Consider the following 20,169-nt stretch of genomic DNA (forward strand, 5'->3'; position numbering starts at 1 on the left):
TAAAAGGGTTGGGTTTACCACCATGCATATTTTGTTACTGACTACTTATCCGGTCGCAGTGCCTCGACATGGCGGGCAGATTCGGGCAGCAGAAATTGCCCGCTTTTATCGTCAGCAAGGGCATTCAGTGCAAGTCGCGGGTGTGCTTGGTTCGGCAACCTATGCATCGGCACCCGGCTTTGTGCCTTTCCCGGATGAAAAACAATTGAATCAATGGGCGGATCCGCTGTTTCTGATGGAAGATGTCGCCATCGGTGAACACTTTTTGAAAAATGATGATGCCTTTGCCGCCCTCAGTCGTGTCATTCAACCCGTTCCTGATGTTATTCATGTCGAACAACCGTGGCTAATGGGCTTTGCTCAGCGGTTTATTCAACAAACGCACGCTAGTGCTCCGTTGATTTACGGTTCGCAAAATATTGAAGCGCCATTGAAGGCGGCCATTGTCAAAACCTACTATGGTCAGCAGATCGCGGAAAATCAGGCACAGCAAGTCAGGGCGATGGAAAATGCGGCCATTGAAATGGCGGATTCGGTGAGCTGTGTTTCGGAAGAAGATGCGCTGTACACGCGGCAACGCACGTCAAAACCGGTTGTGGTTGCACCCAATGGGGTCACAGAATGCCATGCCGATAAAGCTGCCTTTGCCGCTGCGGCCAAGATGAGCCAGGGTCGGCAATATGCGTTGTATTGTGCCAGTGCGCATCCACCGAATATTCACGGTTTTTTTGACTGGTTAGGTGGCAGTAACGGTGCGTTAGATCACGACCAGCGTATTATCGTCGCAGGCTCTGCCGGGCAAGCCATTCAGGATGATGACCGTTTTCATCAATCGCCGGGGTTACCAGCAGTCTTTATTCAGGCCGGATTGGTTGATGACAGCACGTTAGCAGGATTAATTGCTGGCGCACATGCCATGATTCTGCCAATTAGCGCCGGTGGCGGCACTAATTTAAAAACAGCCGAAGCCCTTTACAGTGGACAACATGTGTTGGCATCGCCAAAAGCCATGCGCGGATTTGAGCCTTTTGAAAACGATGCCGGTGTGGTCATTGCGGAATCCGCCGGTCAATTCAAGCGACAACTTCGCCACATGATGGCACAACCACCCTTGCAGCTTGATGCAACAGCACGTCAATCACGTCAGTCATTACGCTGGTCACACTGTTTGCAACCCTTGGGAGATCTGATTTCATGAGTCAACCCGTTATCTGGGTCAACATTACCACCAGCTATCACTGGCAACGTGCCGCGGTTGGTATTGTGCGCGTTGAATCAGAATTGGCTAGTCACTTACCGTCTGTGTTTTCGGATGCGAAAGTGAAATATTGCATTTGGGACAATGATCGTTTTGTCGAAGTTACCCAGCGCAAACATCCGCAAAAACAGGCAAAACCGGTCACACCAACAGCGGCACCACAAGCGTATCGAAGTCCGCTTAGTAAACGCGATGCTCTAAAGCATATTGCCGCTGGTTTTCTCGCGCTGCTACCGGGACGTTGGCAACCCTTTGTTCGTCGAAGCTTAATTCGGATGAATCAGTTGCGACACCGGGTAATACAACGTTGGCAGCAGTGGCGTGCCATGAAAGCCAAACCGGCCCCAACGCGACCGGCTAAAGCCAAGACAGACCCAAAGCCGACCTCTACGATCTTTGCGCCAGGAGAGGTGCTGATTACCGTCGGACTGGACTGGAATTACCCGTATCGCCCGGAACTGCGCAAACTGAAAGCACAACAAGGCCTGCGTATCGTCAGTTGTTGTTATGACCTGATACCAGTCTATTATCCGCAATACTGTGTCGGTGATGTCGCTTCTGTCTTCAGCGAATATTTTCTGGATATGGCGCGGCTGTCGGATTTAATCATGTGTATTTCCGAGCAGACTCGGCAGGATTTGCGCAGTCACTTGCTGGATGCCGGCGCACCGTTGCCGCCGGCAGAGGTGTTTCGACTCGGTGATGACAGTGTTGCCGAAACCGTCGACAAGCCGCTTGATGACGAGATAGCGACCATCATGGCAGCGCCCTATATCCTGTTTGTCTCTACCATCGAACGACGCAAAAATCATCAAGTGTTGTATCTGGCTTATCATTTGCTGGCGAAAGCCGGTCATATTAATGACATACCACAAATGGTCTGGGTGGGGATGCCCGGCTGGGGCACGTCAGAGTTACTGGAAGATGTGCGTTTGGATCCGCTGCTGAAAGGCAAAATCACGTTATGTCATCATGTCAGTGATGCCGCTTTGGCGGCACTTTATCAGCAGGCGACATTGACGGTATTCCCGTCTTATTACGAGGGCTGGGGATTGCCGGTCGCAGAGTCATTGGCGCATGGCACACCAGTAATCAGTTCCGATCGTGGCTCACTGCCCGAAGTCGGCGGTGATTGGGTGCAATATTGTGACCCGATGACGCCACAGGCTTGGGCGAATGCGATTTTACATTGGTCGCGTAATCCTGCTGCTTTGCAGGACTGGCGCGACCAACTGCGTGCCGCGTATCGGCCACAACCCTGGTCGGCGGCAATCACCGAAATTGCAACGTCGATTCAAGCCATATTGGCGCAACCTGCTATCAGTCATACTGGCTACGCGGGTTACGACATGACTTGCTTGGCAGGTTATCAGGCGGGTTCAACGATTATCAGTGAACAACCTGCCAATCCGCTTTGTCGCAGTCGGGCTTATCGCCTTGCCCCCGGCGGGTATCAACTGACGATTTGGGCCGATGCCACTACGCAACAAAATTTGAGTGTGCGCTTAATTAGCGATGATTTGGTGTTGCTTGAAGAAAATTTGCCATGGGATAAGGAAACCAGCGAACAATCATGTCGCTTTCAAGTTGACTCAACCGCTATGGTGCAATTACTGATTGGCCATGATGGACCGGCGTTAACCTGCCGACAGTTTCGCTTTGAACCGGTGACAGACTGATGGGCTATTTGCGCCTGTTTCTGGCCTGGCTGGTGTTATTGTCACATATCAACTGGCGGGTGGATGGTCTGAATCCCGGCGTATTTGCTGTGGTCATTTTTTATCTGCTGGCCGGCTCTGTGGTGACGCACCTTTGGCATGATGTGATGACGCCCGGCCCCGGTAAATTGCGCCGCTTTTATCAGGATCGGTTTTTACGCATTTATCCCATGTATGCCTATGCCATGTTACTGACTTTGCTGTTTTTGCTTTATACGGGGTTCGGTCAGCCACAATACCAGCCACTGGCCTTGTTCAATAACCTGATTATGATTCCACTGAACTATTACATGGTGATCGATAGCACCGTTATGACTAATCCGGCCTGGAATCTGGTGCCACCGGCATGGTCTTTGGCTGTTGAGGTGCAGGTGTATCTGTTATTGCCATTTTTACTGTTGCGCCCGGCGTGGGCAGGGCTGGCCTTCGTCGCCAGCCTGATAGTCTATATGCTGGCGAATCTGAGCCTGATTCAGCCGGACTATTTTGGTTATCGGTTATTACCCGGGGTGTTATTTATTTTCCTATTAGGTTCTATCTTGCAGCGGGCGCAGCAGCAACCTCGCTGGTATGGCTTTTTAGCGTTTTTTTGGCTGGCGATGGTGCTGACCTACGTTGGTTTTGCCTGGACACAGCAATTTCCAGAAGCCTATACCCGTGAGACCTTATTAGGCGTCATCATTGGCTTACCTTTGATCGCGGTACTGAATCACTGGCGGCCTAGACTGCCCGGCAATGGTTTTGCCGGACAGCTGTCCTATGGGGTATTTGTGCTGCATTTTCTAGTGATTTGGGGGCTGGCGCACTGGCAGGGTCATCACTTTAATAGCTGGCAATATGCTTTAGTGGTCACGGCATTGACCGTTTTATTGGCGCTTCCCGGTGTACTTCTCCTTGAAAAACGCATCAACCGGTGGCGATTTGCGCATAACTGAACCTGTTTATTATCAGCAGGACATGACAAAATACGCCGCAACATAGCAGGCAAACAGATCAATCCACGTTTCTGCGCATCATCTCACAGCAAGCCGCATGGGTATGGCTTATGATGGCCTTTACCGCAGCATCATGGCGGCTGTCTGACCGATGTCACAGCGGCCTGCCCAGACAACAACAAAGGAACCGACATTGAAAACGGCGATAATTACCGGGATAACGGGCCAGGACGGCGCCTACCTTGCAGAGCTGCTACTTGGCAAAGGTTACCGCGTGATAGGCACCTACCGTCGCAGCAGCTCCGTCAACTTCTGGCGTCTCGATATGCTTGGCGTTCGCCACCACCCGGATCTGCAACTTCGCGAATTTGACCTGACCGACCTCAGCAACTGCATTCGGCTGTTATCAGACAGCCAACCAGACGAAGTCTACAACCTGGCAGCACAAAGCTTTGTTGGCGTCTCCTTTGAACAACCGTTGACCACTGCCGACATCAGCGGTATTGGTGTCTTAAACCTGCTGGAAGCCATTCGCATCGTTGACAAAGGGATCCGCTTTTATCAAGCCAGCACCTCCGAACTGTACGGCAAAGTCCAACAAATCCCCCAAACCGAAGACACCCCTTTTTACCCGCGCAGCCCCTATGCTGTTGCCAAACTGTTCGGTCACTGGAGCGTTGTCAACTACCGCGAATCCTACGACCTGTTTGCCAGCAGTGGCATCCTGTTCAACCACGAATCCCCATTACGCGGCAAAGAATTCGTCACCCGCAAAATCACCGACCGGGTTGCCCGCCTGGCCGATGGCGACCCGGCACCGTTACGGCTGGGCAACATGGACGCCAAACGAGACTGGGGCTATGCCAAAGAATACGTTGACGGCATGTGGCGCATGCTGCAACACGAGCGTGCTGACACCTTCGTACTGGCGACTAATGAAACCCACTCCGTGCGTGACTTTGTCAGCTGGGCATTTGCCGCTGTTGACAAACACATTGACTGGCAGGGCAGTGGTGACACCGAACAAGGCCGAGACAGTCAAACGGGTCAATTACTGGTTGAAGTAGACCCGGCATTTTACCGTCCTGCGGAAGTCGAACTGCTGATAGGCGACTATCGCAAGGCAAAAGAGGCGCTGGGCTGGTCGCCGCAGACCGACGTTGCGCAGTTATGCAAAATGATGGTTGACAGTGATCGGCAGAAAATTGCCAATGGGGTGTCGTTTTGACGGAAACCGTCTGGATTACGGGTGGCAACAGCTTCACCGCAGGCCATTTATCGCCTGCATTAAAACAAGCGGGCTATCAGGTTAATCAGACAGCGATTGATATTACCGATGCTGCGGCTTGTGACACCTTTATTAAGCGCGAGCGACCGGACTATATTATTCATCTGGCGGCGATTTCATTTGTCCCGGCCGGGCAGGATGCCGAAATTTATGCCGTTAATACACTCGGCACGGAAAATGTGCTGAAAGCAGCCACTATTGCGCCGCCTAAAAAAATCATTTTGCCCAGTACCTCGCATATCTATGGGCGTCAGTCGTTGCCGGTCATTGATGAAGCCGTCGCACCGGCACCGGTCAGTCATTATGGTTGCAGCAAACTGGCGATGGAATATCTGGCCGCCAATTACCAGCCCAGCCTACCGATTCAAATCGTGCGGCCGTTTAACTACACTGGCCGCGGTCAGGCAGCGCAGTTTTTAATACCCAAACTGGTCAGTCACTTTGCCCGCCGTGCTACCACCATCCAACTTGGTAATATTGATGTCTGGCGTGATATTTCCGATGTGCGTTGGGTGGTTCAGGCTTATCTTGGCTTACTGACAGCGTCGCCACAGGGGCCATTAAACCTGTGCCGTGGTGAAGCGATCAGTATTCGCGAGATGCTGACAATGCTTGAGCAACTGACCGGCCATCAAATTAAGATTGAACAGGATCCGGCGTTAATGCGTCGCGATGAGTTACCCAGACAATGCGGCAGCCAAATACAACTCCGCGCAGCATTGCCACTGCTGCCGGAGCCGCTGCCCATCACCGAAACGCTTGCCTGGATGCTCGCTGTCTGAAGGGGCTTAATAGGAAAAATAGGAACCGCGTCAAGAATCAGCTACACTGCCCTGATAACGAAAAACAGGGCAGGGAGCAACGTTGACCACCGCTTTTTATCGCGCTTTTGAAGATGCCTTTCGCGGCAGTGCCTCGCTGATTAAGCAACGCCTGCAAGTCTATCTCCCGTATCTGGAAACGTATGCCAATCGCTCGCCAGCGGCAGTCGGGTTGGATTTGGGCTGTGGTCGGGGTGAGTGGTTATCGCTGCTGCGTGAGTTAGGTATCGAGCCACGGGGCTGTGATCAGGATGCCGATATGCTTGCGGGTCTGACAGAGCAAGGCTACGACGTGACGTGTCGAGATCTGTTTGCCCACCTCGCAGAAACAACGGATGCCTCGATTGATATCCTCAGTGCCTTTCATGTTGTGGAACATTTGACCACGGCACAGCTTACCGACTTGTTACAACAGAGCCAACGGGTCTTAAAACCGGGTGGCATGCTGATACTGGAAACGCCGAACCCGGATAATATCCAGGTTGGTACCCATTACTTTTATCTTGACCCAACTCACCTGACGCCGATCCCATCAGCACGACTGCAATTTATGGTGGCGTTTTACGGTTTGAAACAAACCCATACGCTGGGGCTGCAAGAACCACAACACTATCCCCTCGCTGAAATTGATAGCTTAAGTCGGGTTTTTAGTGGTGTCAGTCCCGATTACGCCGTCATTGGCTATCAACCCGATCCGGGCAAAGCCGACACGGAGTCGTATCAATCCGAAGCCGGGCGAAGCCTGAATGATGTGTTAACCCACTACGACACCAACCAGCAGACGCGATATCAGGTGCTTGAGCAACAACTTCAAGCCCAGCAGACGATAGTGACCGCAATCCAAACACAGCATGACCAACTGATGCAACGCAACGCGCAACTTCAAGAACTTAACCAGGCGCTGCATGATGAATGTCAGGACATCCGAAAGCATCTGCAGATGATCTTTGACAGCCCCTGTTGGACATTGTGTAAGCCATTACGCTGGTTAAAGCGACAATGCCGGCAATACTGGCAACAAATTCGAAACCGCTAACGCCATTCAACCTATTATATGAAGGTTTCATAGCATGCGTGATTGCCCAGGCCCACTGTGTTTGCGCAAGTGAATCCGCAAAAAAGACAAAATTACGCTTTTACAGCAGGGTGTTAGCGCTTTTTTTTAAACCGATTTGTGACTGAATTCACGGTTATTAACAATCCAATAATGGCATCCGGGACTGCTGTCTGACCAGCTGTCATCCGGTTAGGCCGGATCGCCATAGCCTTTTCCGGGCATCACGGTCAAAGGTCGCTGTATCAAGAGTTTGACTTAATTAGCAAAATTGAAAAAAAAGTGAAAAAAATGTGTCTTGTCATGTTATTCGACACATTTATTTGCTATGATCAGGAGCAGTGACTCGCCGAGGCGGTCACCAAATGCGATGCGCCATGGTAGTAACGCAGTTGTTGGACGCTTTCACGAAGGTGTTGACATCAGATACATACCTCGTGCATGTTATCACTCGCTGATATATTCACGCACCCGACTCCTATGGTGGAGTCAACAAGAAACTTTTTAATCAGGAGATTGAAATGGCCTTAACTCAAACTCAAGTATCTGAGCTTTACGTCGCGATTTTTAATCGTGCATCGGAAGGCGAAGGTAATGCCTTTTGGCAGACCTTTTCTGCCACAGATGATGTGTCAGAAGTTGCCAACATCATGCTGGGCACCACCGCTGCGCAAGACTACTTTGGCAGTGCATTAGATAATGACCAGGATTTTGTTGAGTGGATTTACCAAAACACATTCAATAAAACCATTGCTGACGATCCAGACGGTATCGCTTTCTGGGTTCAAGAATTAGCGGATAATGGCGGCGACCGTGGTGCGGTTGTCGAAGCGATTATTTTCGCGGCTAAGCAACCTGAAAATGCCGGTCCTGCACAAGACCAGTTTTTAAACCGGGTTGCTGTGTCTAACTACGCAGCACAAAATCTGGATGAAGCACCTGCTGATCTGGGCTCACTGCGTTTTGATGACGAGCTGATGGTATCAGACGACGATGCCACCGTAACTGCGGCACAAGATTCAATTGATGATCTGGCTGATGAAGAGCCTGTTGATCCAGGTGTGCCGGGTGATGAATTCCTGCTGACGTCAGGTACCGATCGTTTTACTGGTACAGCCAATAACGACTTCTTTGATGCGCCAATCATGCAAAACCCATTTGCGGGTGGTGTATCTAACTCACTGTCAACGGCTGACCGTTTAGACGGTGGTGCGGGTACCGACACGTTGTATGCTGAGTTGGTTTCTGAATTTGTTGGTACCGACACCAGCACTATCACCGATGTTCAACCACGTACAACCAGCATTGAAATCGCTGAATTTGAAGCGTTGGATATGTCTGGCGAAGGTGAAAATACCGTTGTTGTTGATGCGTCTAAAATGCTGGGCGTTCAAAAAATCGGTTCTGCCTACTCAGACGGTGACTTGGTTATCGAAAACCTGACGACACTGGCTAACGATGGTTCGACCATCCGCAACACGTCAGAAATGACCATCACCATGGATCACACTGACAACTTTAACTCTGATGAAGATGCATCAGACCTGACAGTTTTCTTTGATGAAGATTATCTGGTAACAGGTCAGCAAACCTCAGGTGCGCAGTTATTGGTACGTTTGGTTAACGCGGTAGAAAACGAAGCCGGCCGTAACTCAGTTGAAAAATTCAACAACATCGAGTTTGCCGTTGGTGAAACAGTGGTAACCGTTGATATCTCAGCGATTGCTGCTGATGACACACTGGATTACACCACTGTTTACCAAGCGATCGTTGATGCGATTAATGCCCAGCTGGATGCCGACGGTTTCTCTGACGTATCTGCTGCCTTGGCGCCGGTTGAAAATGCGGTATTCTCAATCCCGGTTGCTGGCTTCCAAGCAGGCGACCCTGCAGGTCCTTACTTCCCGATCATCATTTCAAATGACGGTCCAGAGCCATTGACTGGCGTATCGATTGATACAGCAGAAGATGCCAGCGACACTGACTTGAACAACTCGTTCTCGACATTTGATCCAACCACTGAGATCACACCGATTTCGGTTGATGTTGAGCTGCACAAAGTCGGTCAGGACGGTGACGGTGGTAACCTAATCATTGGTGGTAAAGATCAAGACTCTATTGATGATGATGTTGACCAAAACGACGGTATTGAAGTATTCAATATCGAAGTATTGGGTAACGAAGATCGTCCATCGAACCTGGGTTACATCACATCAACCAATGGTGCGCTGCGTACCGTTAACATTGATTCAGAAACCCGTACAGATGATTCTTACGCGGCGCTGACTGTGCGTGGTTTATTGTCAAATGAACTGCAAGGTCAAAGTGCGTCTGCACCATTTGGCGGTACACTGACGAACCTGAATGCCAACACCTTCTTTGGTGATTTGTACATCGGTACCGTTTTTGCGGCACAGAACATTGATACGTTCAGCGCAACGGGTGGCGGCGATGTGTTCTACAACGCAGAGAAAGATGATAACGGCGTATACACTTCAACCGTGACTGGTGCGGGTAGCGATACCATCATCTATGACATTGACGGTGACTCAGTCGATACCATTGGTGAAGGCTTTATGGTCTCTACCGGTGCGAACGGTGATTCAATCGAAGTCACACTGGATAGCGGCGTATCCCAATCCACCATGTATCTGCTGGATAATCTGGATATCAGCACCGGCAGTGGTGATGATTATGTCTTCGTCGGTGGTATTGCCAACGTTGATGTGATGGCGGGCAGCGGCAGTGATTTCGTTGAAATCGATACTGCGGGTGTAAGCGGTGTAACAGGTGGCAGCACAGGCACGTGGGAATTTGGTGATATCACTGGCCCACAAACCTTCGGTGATGCCTTCGGTCTGCAAGGTGGCGGTCGTGTCTTGTATCAAGCGCAACTGACGGCCATGTTTGCCGGCTTTGAAAGCACCGTTACTGTTGAAACCACTGCGGCCAACAACTATGTTGCCACGCAAATCGATATCAACAATGCGATTGCTGATGCGATTGACAGTAACCCGGAACTGGCGCGTTTGCTTGAAGAAACGCTGGGCACCGGTCTGCAAACTATCAATGTTGCTTCGCTGGTAGAAGGTCTGAATGACTTTGCCATCAGCTTGTATCAGCCAACATTGGTCGATGCCGGTGCAGGTTCTGGTGCTAACGGTACAGCAGGTCCAGGTGAATTGACGGTGACTAACACTACTGTCTTGAATGATCTGGCTGAAGGTCTGATTGCAACGCAGCAAGAACCAAACTCTTCGTTGATGAGCGATGCCGATGGTATCCGTACTCAATTTAACGAAGATGCCGGTTCACTGCTGCAAGACGGTTCAGTCGGTACCGGTGGTATCGCTGGTCTGGGTACCATTGCTTATGATGGTGGCGAGATTGGTCGCGGTCTGTATGAGTATGAAGCGCCAAATGGCGGTGGCAGCGGTAATGGTGGCGACATCAACTACTCTGAAATTGACATGGGTACGGGTGCCAATGACCTGCTGGTATTAAGCTCAGCTGATTTGAGTGCCAACACCATTCAGATCACCGACATCTTCGGTAAAGTGTCTGTCGTTAACTTCTTCGATAGTGGTGAAGATACATTCACTTATGAAGAAGACGATACGGTTGGTACTCAGTTGGCGGATGTCGGTATTCACCGTCTGGACTTCACCGCATACCTGACCAATACCATGGATGAGTCTGACAATACACCGAATGACTTGTCTGAAATGCGTATTGCCACGGCGCTGGAAACCGACGTGACCGATCTGGGCGCGAACGAAGTCGCCGTTGTTGACTTCAACTTGGTTGACGGTTGGAATGGTGCGACAACGAACTTGTCATTCGCGACCCTGACTGCATCACAATTACTGGCAGAGATGAATGCTGCTGGTGGTGCGGCTTCAGAAGGTGCGAAAACAGATCAAGTTCAGGATATCAACCAAACTATCGTCATGGTTGAAAACAACCGTAATGCAGGTGAGTACAAAGTATTCAGCGTTCAATCCGATGTGGATAACGCTGGTACAGATGGCTTCACCAGTGCAACACTGCTGGGTACGCTGGACTTCGGTTACAGCATCAGCCGTGGTGAAACACCAACGGATGTTGATGAAACTGATGGTACTATCGTGACCAATGGTGACACGTTGAGTAACATCAACCTGACCGGTTCGGTGGATTCAGATGCCCACTTTAACGATGTCTTTGGATTGACTTCGGTTGCTCCATAAGATGGTGTAAATGGTCATCTGACAGTCGTGACTTGTCATGGCTGAATGAACCAAAAAACCCGCTCTGGCAACAGGGCGGGTTTTTTTATGCTTGTATTTTGGTGATATTCGCCAATCACGCACATCCTATGATAGGGTTTAAAACAATCGGTTTTACAAGGCCGTCGACTTGACTGCTGCACAGAAATGACGCGCAGTTAAGTGTCAGCTCACCCTATCTAACAGGAGTACAGAATGGCTTTATCACAAACGCAAGTATCTGAGCTTTACGTCGCGATTTTTAATCGTGCATCGGAAGGCGAAGGTAATGCCTTTTGGCAGACCTTTTCTGCCACAGATGATGTGTCAGAAGTTGCCAACATCATGCTGGGCACCACCGCTGCGCAAGACTACTTTGGCAGTGCATTAGATAATGACCAGGATTTTGTTGAGTGGATTTACCAAAACACATTCAATAAAACCATTGCTGACGATCCAGACGGTATCGCTTTCTGGGTTCAAGAATTAGCGGATAATGGCGGCGACCGTGGTGCGGTTGTCGAAGCGATTATTTTCGCGGCTAAGCAACCTGAAAATGCCGGTCCTGCACAAGACCAGTTTTTAAACCGGGTTGCTGTGTCTAACTACGCAGCACAAAATCTGGATGAAGCACCTGCTGATCTGGGCTCACTGCGTTTTGATGACGAGCTGATGGTATCAGACGACGATGCCACCGTAACTGCGGCACAAGATTCAATTGATGATCTGGCTGATGAAGAGCCTGTTGATCCAGGTGTGCCGGGTGATGAATTCCTGCTGACGTCAGGTACCGATCGTTTTACTGGTACAGCCAATAACGACTTCTTTGATGCGCCAATCATGCAAAACCCATTTGCGGGTGGTGTATCTAACTCACTGTCAACGGCTGACCGTTTAGACGGTGGTGCGGGTACCGACACGTTGTATGCTGAGTTGGTTTCTGAATTTGTTGGTACCGACACCAGCACTATCACCGATGTTCAACCACGTACAACCAGCATTGAAATCGCTGAATTTGAAGCGTTGGATATGTCTGGCGAAGGTGAAAATACCGTTGTTGTTGATGCGTCTAAAATGCTGGGCGTTCAAAAAATCGGTTCTGCCTACTCAGACGGTGACTTGGTTATCGAAAACCTGACGACACTGGCTAACGATGGTTCGACCATCCGCAACACGTCAGAAATGACCATCACCATGGATCACACTGACAACTTTAACTCTGATGAAGATGCATCAGACCTGACAGTTTTCTTTGATGAAGATTATCTGGTAACAGGTCAGCAAACCTCAGGTGCGCAGTTATTGGTACGTTTGGTTAACGCGGTAGAAAACGAAGCCGGCCGTAACTCAGTTGAAAAATTCAACAACATCGAGTTTGCCGTTGGTGAAACAGTGGTAACCGTTGATATCTCAGCGATTGCTGCTGATGACACACTGGATTACACCACTGTTTACCAAGCGATCGTTGATGCGATTAATGCCCAGCTGGATGCCGACGGTTTCTCTGACGTATCTGCTGCCTTGGCGCCGGTTGAAAATGCGGTATTCTCAATCCCGGTTGCTGGCTTCCAAGCAGGCGACCCTGCAGGTCCCTTACTTCCCGATCATCATTTCAAATGACGGTCCAGAGCCATTGACTGGCGTATCGATTGATACAGCAGAAGATGCCAGCGACACTGACTTGAACAACTCGTTCTCGACATTTGATCCAACCACTGAAATCACACCGATTTCGGTTGATGTTGAGCTGCACAAAGTCGGTCAGGACGGTGACGGTGGTAACCTAATCATTGGTGGTAAAGATCAAGACTCTATTGATGATGATGTTGACCAAAACGACGGTATTGAAGTATTCAATATCGAAGTATTGGGTAACGAAGATCGTCCATCGAACCTGGGTTACATCACATCAACCAATGGTGCGCTGCGTACCGTTAACATTGATTCAGAAACCCGTACAGATGATTCTTACGCGGCGCTGACTGTGCGTGGTTTATTGTCAAATGAACTGCAAGGTCAAAGTGCGTCTGCACCATTTGGCGGTACACTGACGAACCTGAATGCCAACACCTTCTTTGGTGATTTGTACATCGGTACCGTTTTTGCGGCACAGAACATTGATACGTTCAGCGCAACGGGTGGCGGCGATGTGTTCTACAACGCAGAGAAAGATGATAACGGCGTATACACTTCAACCGTGACTGGTGCGGGTAGCGATACCATCATCTATGACATTGACGGTGACTCAGTCGATACCATTGGTGAAGGCTTTATGGTCTCTACCGGTGCGAACGGTGATTCAATCGAAGTCACACTGGATAGCGGCGTATCCCAATCCACCATGTATCTGCTGGATAATCTGGATATCAGCACCGGCAGTGGTGATGATTATGTCTTCGTCGGTGGTATTGCCAACGTTGATGTGATGGCGGGCAGCGGCAGTGATTTCGTTGAAATCGATACTGCGGGTGTAAGCGGTGTAACAGGTGGCAGCACAGGCACGTGGGAATTTGGTGATATCACTGGCCCACAAACCTTCGGTGATGCCTTCGGTCTGCAAGGTGGCGGTCGTGTCTTGTATCAAGCGCAACTGACGGCCATGTTTGCCGGCTTTGAAAGCACCGTTACTGTTGAAACCACTGCGGCCAACAACTATGTTGCCACGCAAATCGATATCAACAATGCGATTGCTGATGCGATTAGCAACAATCCAGAGTTAGCGCGTCTGCTGGGTATTGACATGGATGAAGGTGCACAAGGTATCGATGTGAATTCATTGGTGAGAGGTGAAAATCACTTGGCAATCAGCCTGTATCAACCGGCCTTAGTCGCGGGTCCTGGCCCAGCGACAGGTGAAGTTGTTGTAACAAGCGACAGCGTGTTGAATGCGATTGCTCAAGGTCTGATTGATACTGAACAACAAGTAGATTCAACTAATCTAGATTCTGCTGGCGATATCCGTGCTGCCTTTAATGGTGATGCGGGTTCAATTGTTGCCGATGGTACGGGTTCAGGCGCTGTTATGCTGGGTACTAATGAACGTGGTGTTTACGATTATCAGAATCCAATTACTGGTGGTTCTACTGATATCGCTGGTGGGCCAAGTACGCGGAACTACAGTGAAATCGATATGGGTACCGGTACGAATGACTTGCTGGTTCTGGACTCAAATGATGAGAGTGCCAATACGCTGGTGATCAGTGATACTTTCGGTAAAGTATCGGTAGTCAATTTCTTCGATGGTGCCTTCACTTACGATGCTAATTCAGTTGGTTCAGACTATGCTGATGTGGGTGTGCACCGTTTGGACTTCACCGCGTTTTTGACTAACACATCAGATTCGTCAGCGAATACGCCGAATGATTTGTCAGAAGTGCGTATTGATACCACGCTGGATGCGGTCACTGACCTGGGTGCCAATGAAGTGGCGATCATCAACTTTGCTACCGTTGATAACTATGACAGTACATTAGGTGACCAAAACTTCAGTTCACTGACCGGTTCACAATTGCTGTCACTGTTCAATGAAGCTGGTGATGCGGCATCTGAAGGTGCGAAAACTGATCAGGTAGGTGATACGAACCAATCTATCGTACTGGTTGAAAACAACCTGAACTCGGGTGAATACAAAGTATTCAGCGTCCAGTCTGACGTAGACAACGCTGGTACCGATGGCTTCACCGGTGCGACCTTGCTGGGAACCATTGACTTTGGTTACAGCCTGGAAGGTGGTAACACTGAACTGGGCAACATCAACCTGACTGGTTCAGCGGAGTCAACAACAGACTTTGAAGATATCTTTGGCTTAACGCCATGAGACTTTTCTGGTCGACCTCTGACAGCGGTTGCTTGCAGCCGCTGGCTGAATCGAAAAACCCCGTGCTGGCAACAGCATGGGGTTTTTTATGGTCGATGCCGACCTATTGATTGAAAAAAATGACTGACACTATGATAAGCTTTGTGTTAAAAGATGTTTGAAAATGCAACCCACTTTATCTGCGCCGCCATCGGCATTGTCCCCGCAAGCACTCAAAAAGTTGCAACAGCAGTGTCGGCAATGGCCGCGACGGGCCGATCTGTGGCAACAGCTGGCGCGACACAGCCAGCAGCAAAAGCAATTTAGCATCGCTGCCAGTGCCTATGCGCATTTGAGTAAGCTGTTGCCAACAGTGCAACAGGCCAGTACTTGGCAACAAGCCGGCGTCTGCTATCAGCAGGCCGGTGATTACCCACATGCTGTTAGCGCCTACCAAAAAGCCCTGCATCAGGATCCCGATAATGCACAGTTGCGATTATTGTTGATGCAAATGGCGCAGCAGACGGGCGATCAGCAACAAACCCGTCAGCAGGCCGGTTGGCTGGCTGAAAATGCCAGCAGCATATTGCTGATTCAACAGGCTTATACGGTGTTAAATCAGTTAGGTGATACGGCAGCGGCGGCCAAATTAATGGTGCGTGCCATGAGTTTGTTTCCTGAGGCTAAAGTTCGCTGGTACAAAGACTTGAGCACGTGGCAGCAAGATCTGCAATGGGACGCGGTACGCATCATGACGCGCGCGTTATGGCAACGCTATCAGGCGCCTGACGCCGCAACCTATCTGGATGAGTCACCATTCAATCATGTCTCGTGGTGTCAGGATGAGGCCATTAATTTGCAGCAGAGCCAGGCGGTATGCGCCCGTTTGTTTGGGCGTATCGACCGACAGATAAAAAGGATGCCAGCACTGTCGCAGCGTCGATTGCGCATTGGTTATCTGAGTAGTGATTTTTGTAATCATGCGACCCTGCACTTGTTTCTGGGTGTATTGCGCGAACATGATACATCCCGGTTTGAGGTGGTGGCTTATGATCACAGCCCCATCGCTAAGTCTGATAACTATCGGCAATTATTTGAACAGACGGTGCGCCATCGCGTCGCCATCCATGACATGACGGATGCGCAAGCGGCGGCAAGGATCGAAGCAGATGGTATTGATATTCTGGTCGATTTAAAAGGCCACACCAAGGACAATCGGTTGGCTATTTTGGCGCATCGTCCTGCGCCGGTTCAAGTCACTTATTTAGGCATGCCGAGAACATCGGGAGCGGATTTTATCGATTTTGTGATTGCCGATCCGATCGTGGTGCCAGATACCAGTCGTGTGCACTATAGCGAGGCAGTTTGCCGGCTACCGGAAAGTTATTTTTGTACCGATAATCAACGCTTTATTGATACAACATCCAGTTGCCGCGAGGACCATGGTTTACCTCAGGAAGCCATTGTTTTATGTAGTTTTAACCAACTTTACAAAGTCACCGAGGCCACTTGGCAAAGCTGGTTGTCTATTTTGGTACGGATACCGGAAACCGTATTGTGGGTATTGGCACCGTCGCAAACAGGACGCGTTGTGTTGCAACAAAGTCTGGTTGCACACGGGATAGACTCGCAGCGGCTGATCTTTGCGGATAGAACGGGACAAGCCAAAAATCTGGAACGAATGCAGCATGCTGATCTGATGCTGGATACGGAAATTTATAATGCCCATACCACGGCAGTGGATGCCTTATGGGCAGGCGTGCCAATAGTGGCTGTGAAAGGTGGCCATTTTGCTTCGCGGGTGTCGGCCAGTTTGCTGCAGGCATGTGGCTTACCGGAGTTGATCACCCATAACCTTGATGAGATGGCCGATCTGGCCGTGGCGTTAAGTCGTTCGCCGGCAACATTACAAGCCCTAAAACAAAAACTCCGTGAACAGCGTCGCGTGCAACCGTTATTTGATACCGTCCGCTTCACGCGACATCTCGAAATGGCGTATCAGCACATGGCGGCGCAGCACCTCGCTGACAAGCCGCCGGTGTCCTTTGATGTGCCACCGCTGCCTGCCAGAACGACTTCGTTTATGACCGATCCACCACGCCGCCGAGTCCAACAGGGTCGGTAGATGTGCTGAGATAAGCATCGGTATTTTCAGTCAGGTTGTCTTTATTCGATAGGATAGTCCGCCAAGCAACCTTTGGTATAACAAAAGGGACAAACAAAGGGTTTGCAGACGAATCTATCATGTCGGTTTTATAGCGCGTCTGGCATTATGGGACGACAGTAAGCATCCGCGCCGGCTTGCCAATTAATCAATTAGGAGAAAAATGATGCCAAAAAAATTATTGACCATACTGACCAGCACTCTCTGGCTGCTGTTGAGTCAGGCCGTGATGGCCGAGATGACGCTTGATGCGGCTAATTCGCATCTTTATTTCACGTCGATTAAAAATAATCAGGTTGCTGAAAATCATCATTTCACGGCATTGTCGGGCAGCGTCAATGCCACAGGCGAGGCGCAGGTAACGATTGATTTGAGCAGTGTGGAAACGCTGATTCCGATTCGCAATGAGCGAATGCGAGAGATCTTGTTTCAGGTGCAATCAATGCCGACGGCAGAGATCACGACCCAAATTGACATGGCAGCAATTAACGCCATGCAACTTGGAGAGCGGACGCGAATGACGTTGCCGTTAGAGATTTCGTTACAGGGGCATAGCGTCACGATGGATGCTGACTTGCAAGTTGTCAAAACCCAGGCGAATTCTGTACTGGCGACGACGATTCGCCCTATTTTAGTCAAGGCCGCTGATTTTGGACTGGAAAACGGCATCAAGGCGTTACAAAAAGTGGCTGGGCTTGATGCCATCGGGTTGAGTGTGCCGGTATACGCAACGCTGGTTTTTGAGACTGAGTGACGCCAATTCACCCTTAACTTACCGCGTTGACAGCATTATCACACGAGCGAGTGATGACTAAGCGGATGAAAAGGGGATCAATGGTGTAACAAAATGGTCATAAATTGCTAAACAGTAGAACTTTGACTTTACTAATTTGGTCAATTTAGGTACATTCGATCTTGGTGCAAGAAAAGGATTTTTACTCGCCCAAGGTTGGAAATGTGTTAAGGCCAAATTAGGGATTTGGTTAGTTGTCATTCGCTTGTCGGTGACATGCAAAGGCCAAATGCTTTAATCCCAAGCCCCGCATGGTTTATCATGTGGGGCTTTTGTTTATCTGGAGAATGAAAAATGTCCGAACAATCTAAAACAATCACTATTGATGGCGTGAGCTACGAGTTAGACAACTTGTCTGAAGACGCTCGCGTGCAAATTCACAATGTACAGTTAGCAGATAACGAGATTCAGCGTTTAAATGTCCAATTAGGAATGGCCCGCACTGCACGATCAACGTATGTTGCGACCTTGAAATCTCAGCTACCTGAAGACGTCAGCAAACACTAATCCGCAGGCAATCAAACCTGGCAGTCTTCTTGATGATAAGGTGACATGATGAAACTGATTAGGCTCTATACGGCTGAAAACGCGCAGCGTATTCTCGATGCAGCGCGTGAGCTTGAACTCAAGGATGGTCGGGAGACTGCCAAGGGCTACGCAAAGAATATTAAAAATAATCTTCAGGCGGGCAGCTCAAACCCGAAAGCAGCGCCTTTGTTGGCACAAATTCAAAAGAATCTGTACGACGATGCGCGCTTTCGTTTTTTGACGTTTCCCAAACTGATATTGAGCTTAAGGTTTGCGCATTATCCGGCTGGTGGCAAATATGATTGGCATTTTGATAATGCGCATATGGATGCTCGCCGCGCGGATTTGAGTTTTACCCTGTTTTTAAATGACGATTATGAAGGGGGCGAACTCGAGATGGATTTCGGCCACTTCAAAAGCAGAGTGAAAGGAAAAGCGGGCGAAATTGTTATCTACGATACGGGTGTCCGTCATCGTGTTAATCCAGTAACCAAGGGCGAGCGATGGTGTCTGGTTGGCTGGGTTCATAGTTTGATTCCATTGCCTGCTGACCGTCGGATTGTGCAATTGCTTGGTGAAGAGATGCAGGCTGTCAGAAAAGCACGCGCGTCGGCTGCAGAGGATCAGGAAGGTGAGGATGGTCCTTCGGCCCTGCATGAAATTTATCAATATTTGTGCAGACGCTTTTCCGGTTAATTCAGATGCAATAGCGGAGGATCGAGAAATATGACCGAATCAAAGCAACCGCACGTTTTCGCGATTGACAGTCAGCAACATGCTAAAGCCGGCTGGCAGCCGAGACATGGCTTTGAATTTGCCAAAACCTTTCACATCTCCCCGATTGTCGCTGATGAACTGGCGCATGTCATGGCGACCATGCCGGTGGCATTTATGCCGATCAAGCAAGGTGAGTCATCCCGCTGGTTAATGGTGGCCGTGTTGTCGCCTGTGCCAGGAAAAAATGATTTCCTACATCCCAATGGGCGTTGGCTGGGCGGTTATCTACCGGCGACCTTTCGGACTTATCCGTTCAAGATGATTCACACTCCTGAGGGCAAAAGGGTACTGGGCTTTGATAGTCGCAGTGACCGGTTTGTTGCGCAGGCAGAGTCCGGCGATCAGCGGTTTTTTGATGACAATGGGGCGTTGACACCGCAAACAGAAAAAATTGTCCGTTTTCTGGAAGTGTATGAAAGCAGTCGTGATGTGACCGAAAAAGCGATTACCGCCTTGGCAGATGCCGGTATTTTGAAACCTTGGCGCACGATGTTGAAAAATCCGGAAGAAAACCCGGATTATTTGAAAGAGCTGTTTATCGTCGATGATAAAAAGCTCAAGGCATTGGCGCCGGATACGTTGGCGGCGTTGGCCAAATCCGGGGCGTTGGGGGTGGCGTATGGTCAATTACTGTCTTTACCGCGCCTATCGGTATTCAGAAAATTAACGGAACTGCATAATGAAATCGCCAAGCAGCAACAGCCAGCCGCTGTAGATGAAGTTGATCTGGATGCGTTGTTTGGTGAGGATGGCGACGACACCTTTAAGTTTGATTAAAGGTCGCCAGCGT

14 protein-coding genes are annotated in these 20,169 nt (G+C 49.7%); all 14 read left to right on the forward strand.

Features of this window, described 5'->3' with window-relative positions; translation table 11 throughout:
* Positions 1 to 22: 22 nt before the first annotated feature.
* The 14 genes from Q7C_RS11000 (at position 23) to Q7C_RS11065 (ending at position 20,156) form a co-directional block, all read left to right on the forward strand.
* Positions 23 to 1,198 carry a glycosyltransferase gene (locus Q7C_RS11000; RefSeq protein ID WP_014704850.1) on the forward strand — a complete coding sequence of 392 codons (1,176 nt, stop codon included), beginning with the start codon at positions 23 to 25 and terminating at the stop codon, positions 1,196 to 1,198.
* Positions 1,195 to 2,937, forward strand: a complete 1,743-nt coding sequence (locus Q7C_RS13370) for a glycosyltransferase family 4 protein (protein ID WP_014704851.1) — start codon at positions 1,195 to 1,197, stop codon at positions 2,935 to 2,937. The genes Q7C_RS11000 and Q7C_RS13370 overlap by 4 nt, the downstream gene beginning before the upstream one ends.
* Positions 2,937 to 3,911 carry an acyltransferase family protein gene (locus Q7C_RS11010; protein ID WP_014704852.1) on the forward strand — a complete coding sequence of 325 codons (975 nt, stop codon included), beginning with the start codon at positions 2,937 to 2,939 and terminating at the stop codon, positions 3,909 to 3,911. Before Q7C_RS13370 ends, Q7C_RS11010 begins: the two co-directional genes overlap by 1 nt.
* A 151-nt stretch (positions 3,912 to 4,062) precedes the next feature.
* Positions 4,063 to 5,139, forward strand: coding sequence for a GDP-mannose 4,6-dehydratase (gene gmd / locus Q7C_RS11015; RefSeq protein WP_014704853.1), 1,077 nt, complete (start codon positions 4,063 to 4,065; stop codon positions 5,137 to 5,139).
* A complete protein-coding gene (locus Q7C_RS11020; RefSeq protein WP_014704854.1) occupies positions 5,136 to 5,981 on the forward strand; it encodes an NAD-dependent epimerase/dehydratase family protein in 846 nt (281 codons plus the stop codon). The genes gmd and Q7C_RS11020 overlap by 4 nt, the downstream gene beginning before the upstream one ends.
* An 82-nt stretch (positions 5,982 to 6,063) precedes the next feature.
* Positions 6,064 to 7,056: a class I SAM-dependent methyltransferase gene (locus Q7C_RS13375; protein WP_014704855.1), complete on the forward strand. Its 993-nt coding sequence runs from the start codon at positions 6,064 to 6,066 to the stop codon at positions 7,054 to 7,056.
* Between the two features lie 539 nt (positions 7,057 to 7,595).
* Positions 7,596 to 11,303: a hypothetical protein gene (locus Q7C_RS11030; protein WP_014704857.1), complete on the forward strand. Its 3,708-nt coding sequence runs from the start codon at positions 7,596 to 7,598 to the stop codon at positions 11,301 to 11,303.
* A 234-nt stretch (positions 11,304 to 11,537) separates the two neighbouring features.
* Complete coding sequence (locus Q7C_RS11035) at positions 11,538 to 12,941, forward strand: hypothetical protein (RefSeq protein WP_014704858.1); 1,404 nt, start codon at positions 11,538 to 11,540, stop codon at positions 12,939 to 12,941.
* Positions 12,859 to 15,138 carry a hypothetical protein gene (locus Q7C_RS11040; RefSeq protein ID WP_151194764.1) on the forward strand — a complete coding sequence of 760 codons (2,280 nt, stop codon included), beginning with the start codon at positions 12,859 to 12,861 and terminating at the stop codon, positions 15,136 to 15,138. The genes Q7C_RS11035 and Q7C_RS11040 overlap by 83 nt, the downstream gene beginning before the upstream one ends.
* A gap of 163 nt (positions 15,139 to 15,301) precedes the next feature.
* Positions 15,302 to 17,242: an O-linked N-acetylglucosamine transferase, SPINDLY family protein gene (locus Q7C_RS13380; RefSeq protein WP_014704861.1), complete on the forward strand. Its 1,941-nt coding sequence runs from the start codon at positions 15,302 to 15,304 to the stop codon at positions 17,240 to 17,242.
* 202 nt (positions 17,243 to 17,444) lie between these two features.
* Positions 17,445 to 18,035 carry a YceI family protein gene (locus Q7C_RS11050; RefSeq protein ID WP_041366713.1) on the forward strand — a complete coding sequence of 197 codons (591 nt, stop codon included), beginning with the start codon at positions 17,445 to 17,447 and terminating at the stop codon, positions 18,033 to 18,035.
* A 333-nt stretch (positions 18,036 to 18,368) separates the two neighbouring features.
* Positions 18,369 to 18,581, forward strand: a complete 213-nt coding sequence (locus tag Q7C_RS11055; RefSeq protein ID WP_014704863.1) for a DUF6447 family protein — start codon at positions 18,369 to 18,371, stop codon at positions 18,579 to 18,581.
* A 45-nt stretch (positions 18,582 to 18,626) separates the two neighbouring features.
* Positions 18,627 to 19,298 carry a Fe2+-dependent dioxygenase gene (locus tag Q7C_RS11060; protein ID WP_083839467.1) on the forward strand — a complete coding sequence of 224 codons (672 nt, stop codon included), beginning with the start codon at positions 18,627 to 18,629 and terminating at the stop codon, positions 19,296 to 19,298.
* A gap of 30 nt (positions 19,299 to 19,328) precedes the next feature.
* Entirely contained in the window at positions 19,329 to 20,156 is an 828-nt protein-coding gene (locus tag Q7C_RS11065; RefSeq protein ID WP_014704865.1) for a SapC family protein, read from the forward strand.
* Positions 20,157 to 20,169: the final 13 nt, after the last annotated feature.

The sequence above is a fragment of the Methylophaga frappieri genome (assembly GCF_000260965.1).
Lineage (GTDB): Bacteria > Pseudomonadota > Gammaproteobacteria > Nitrosococcales > Methylophagaceae > Methylophaga > Methylophaga frappieri.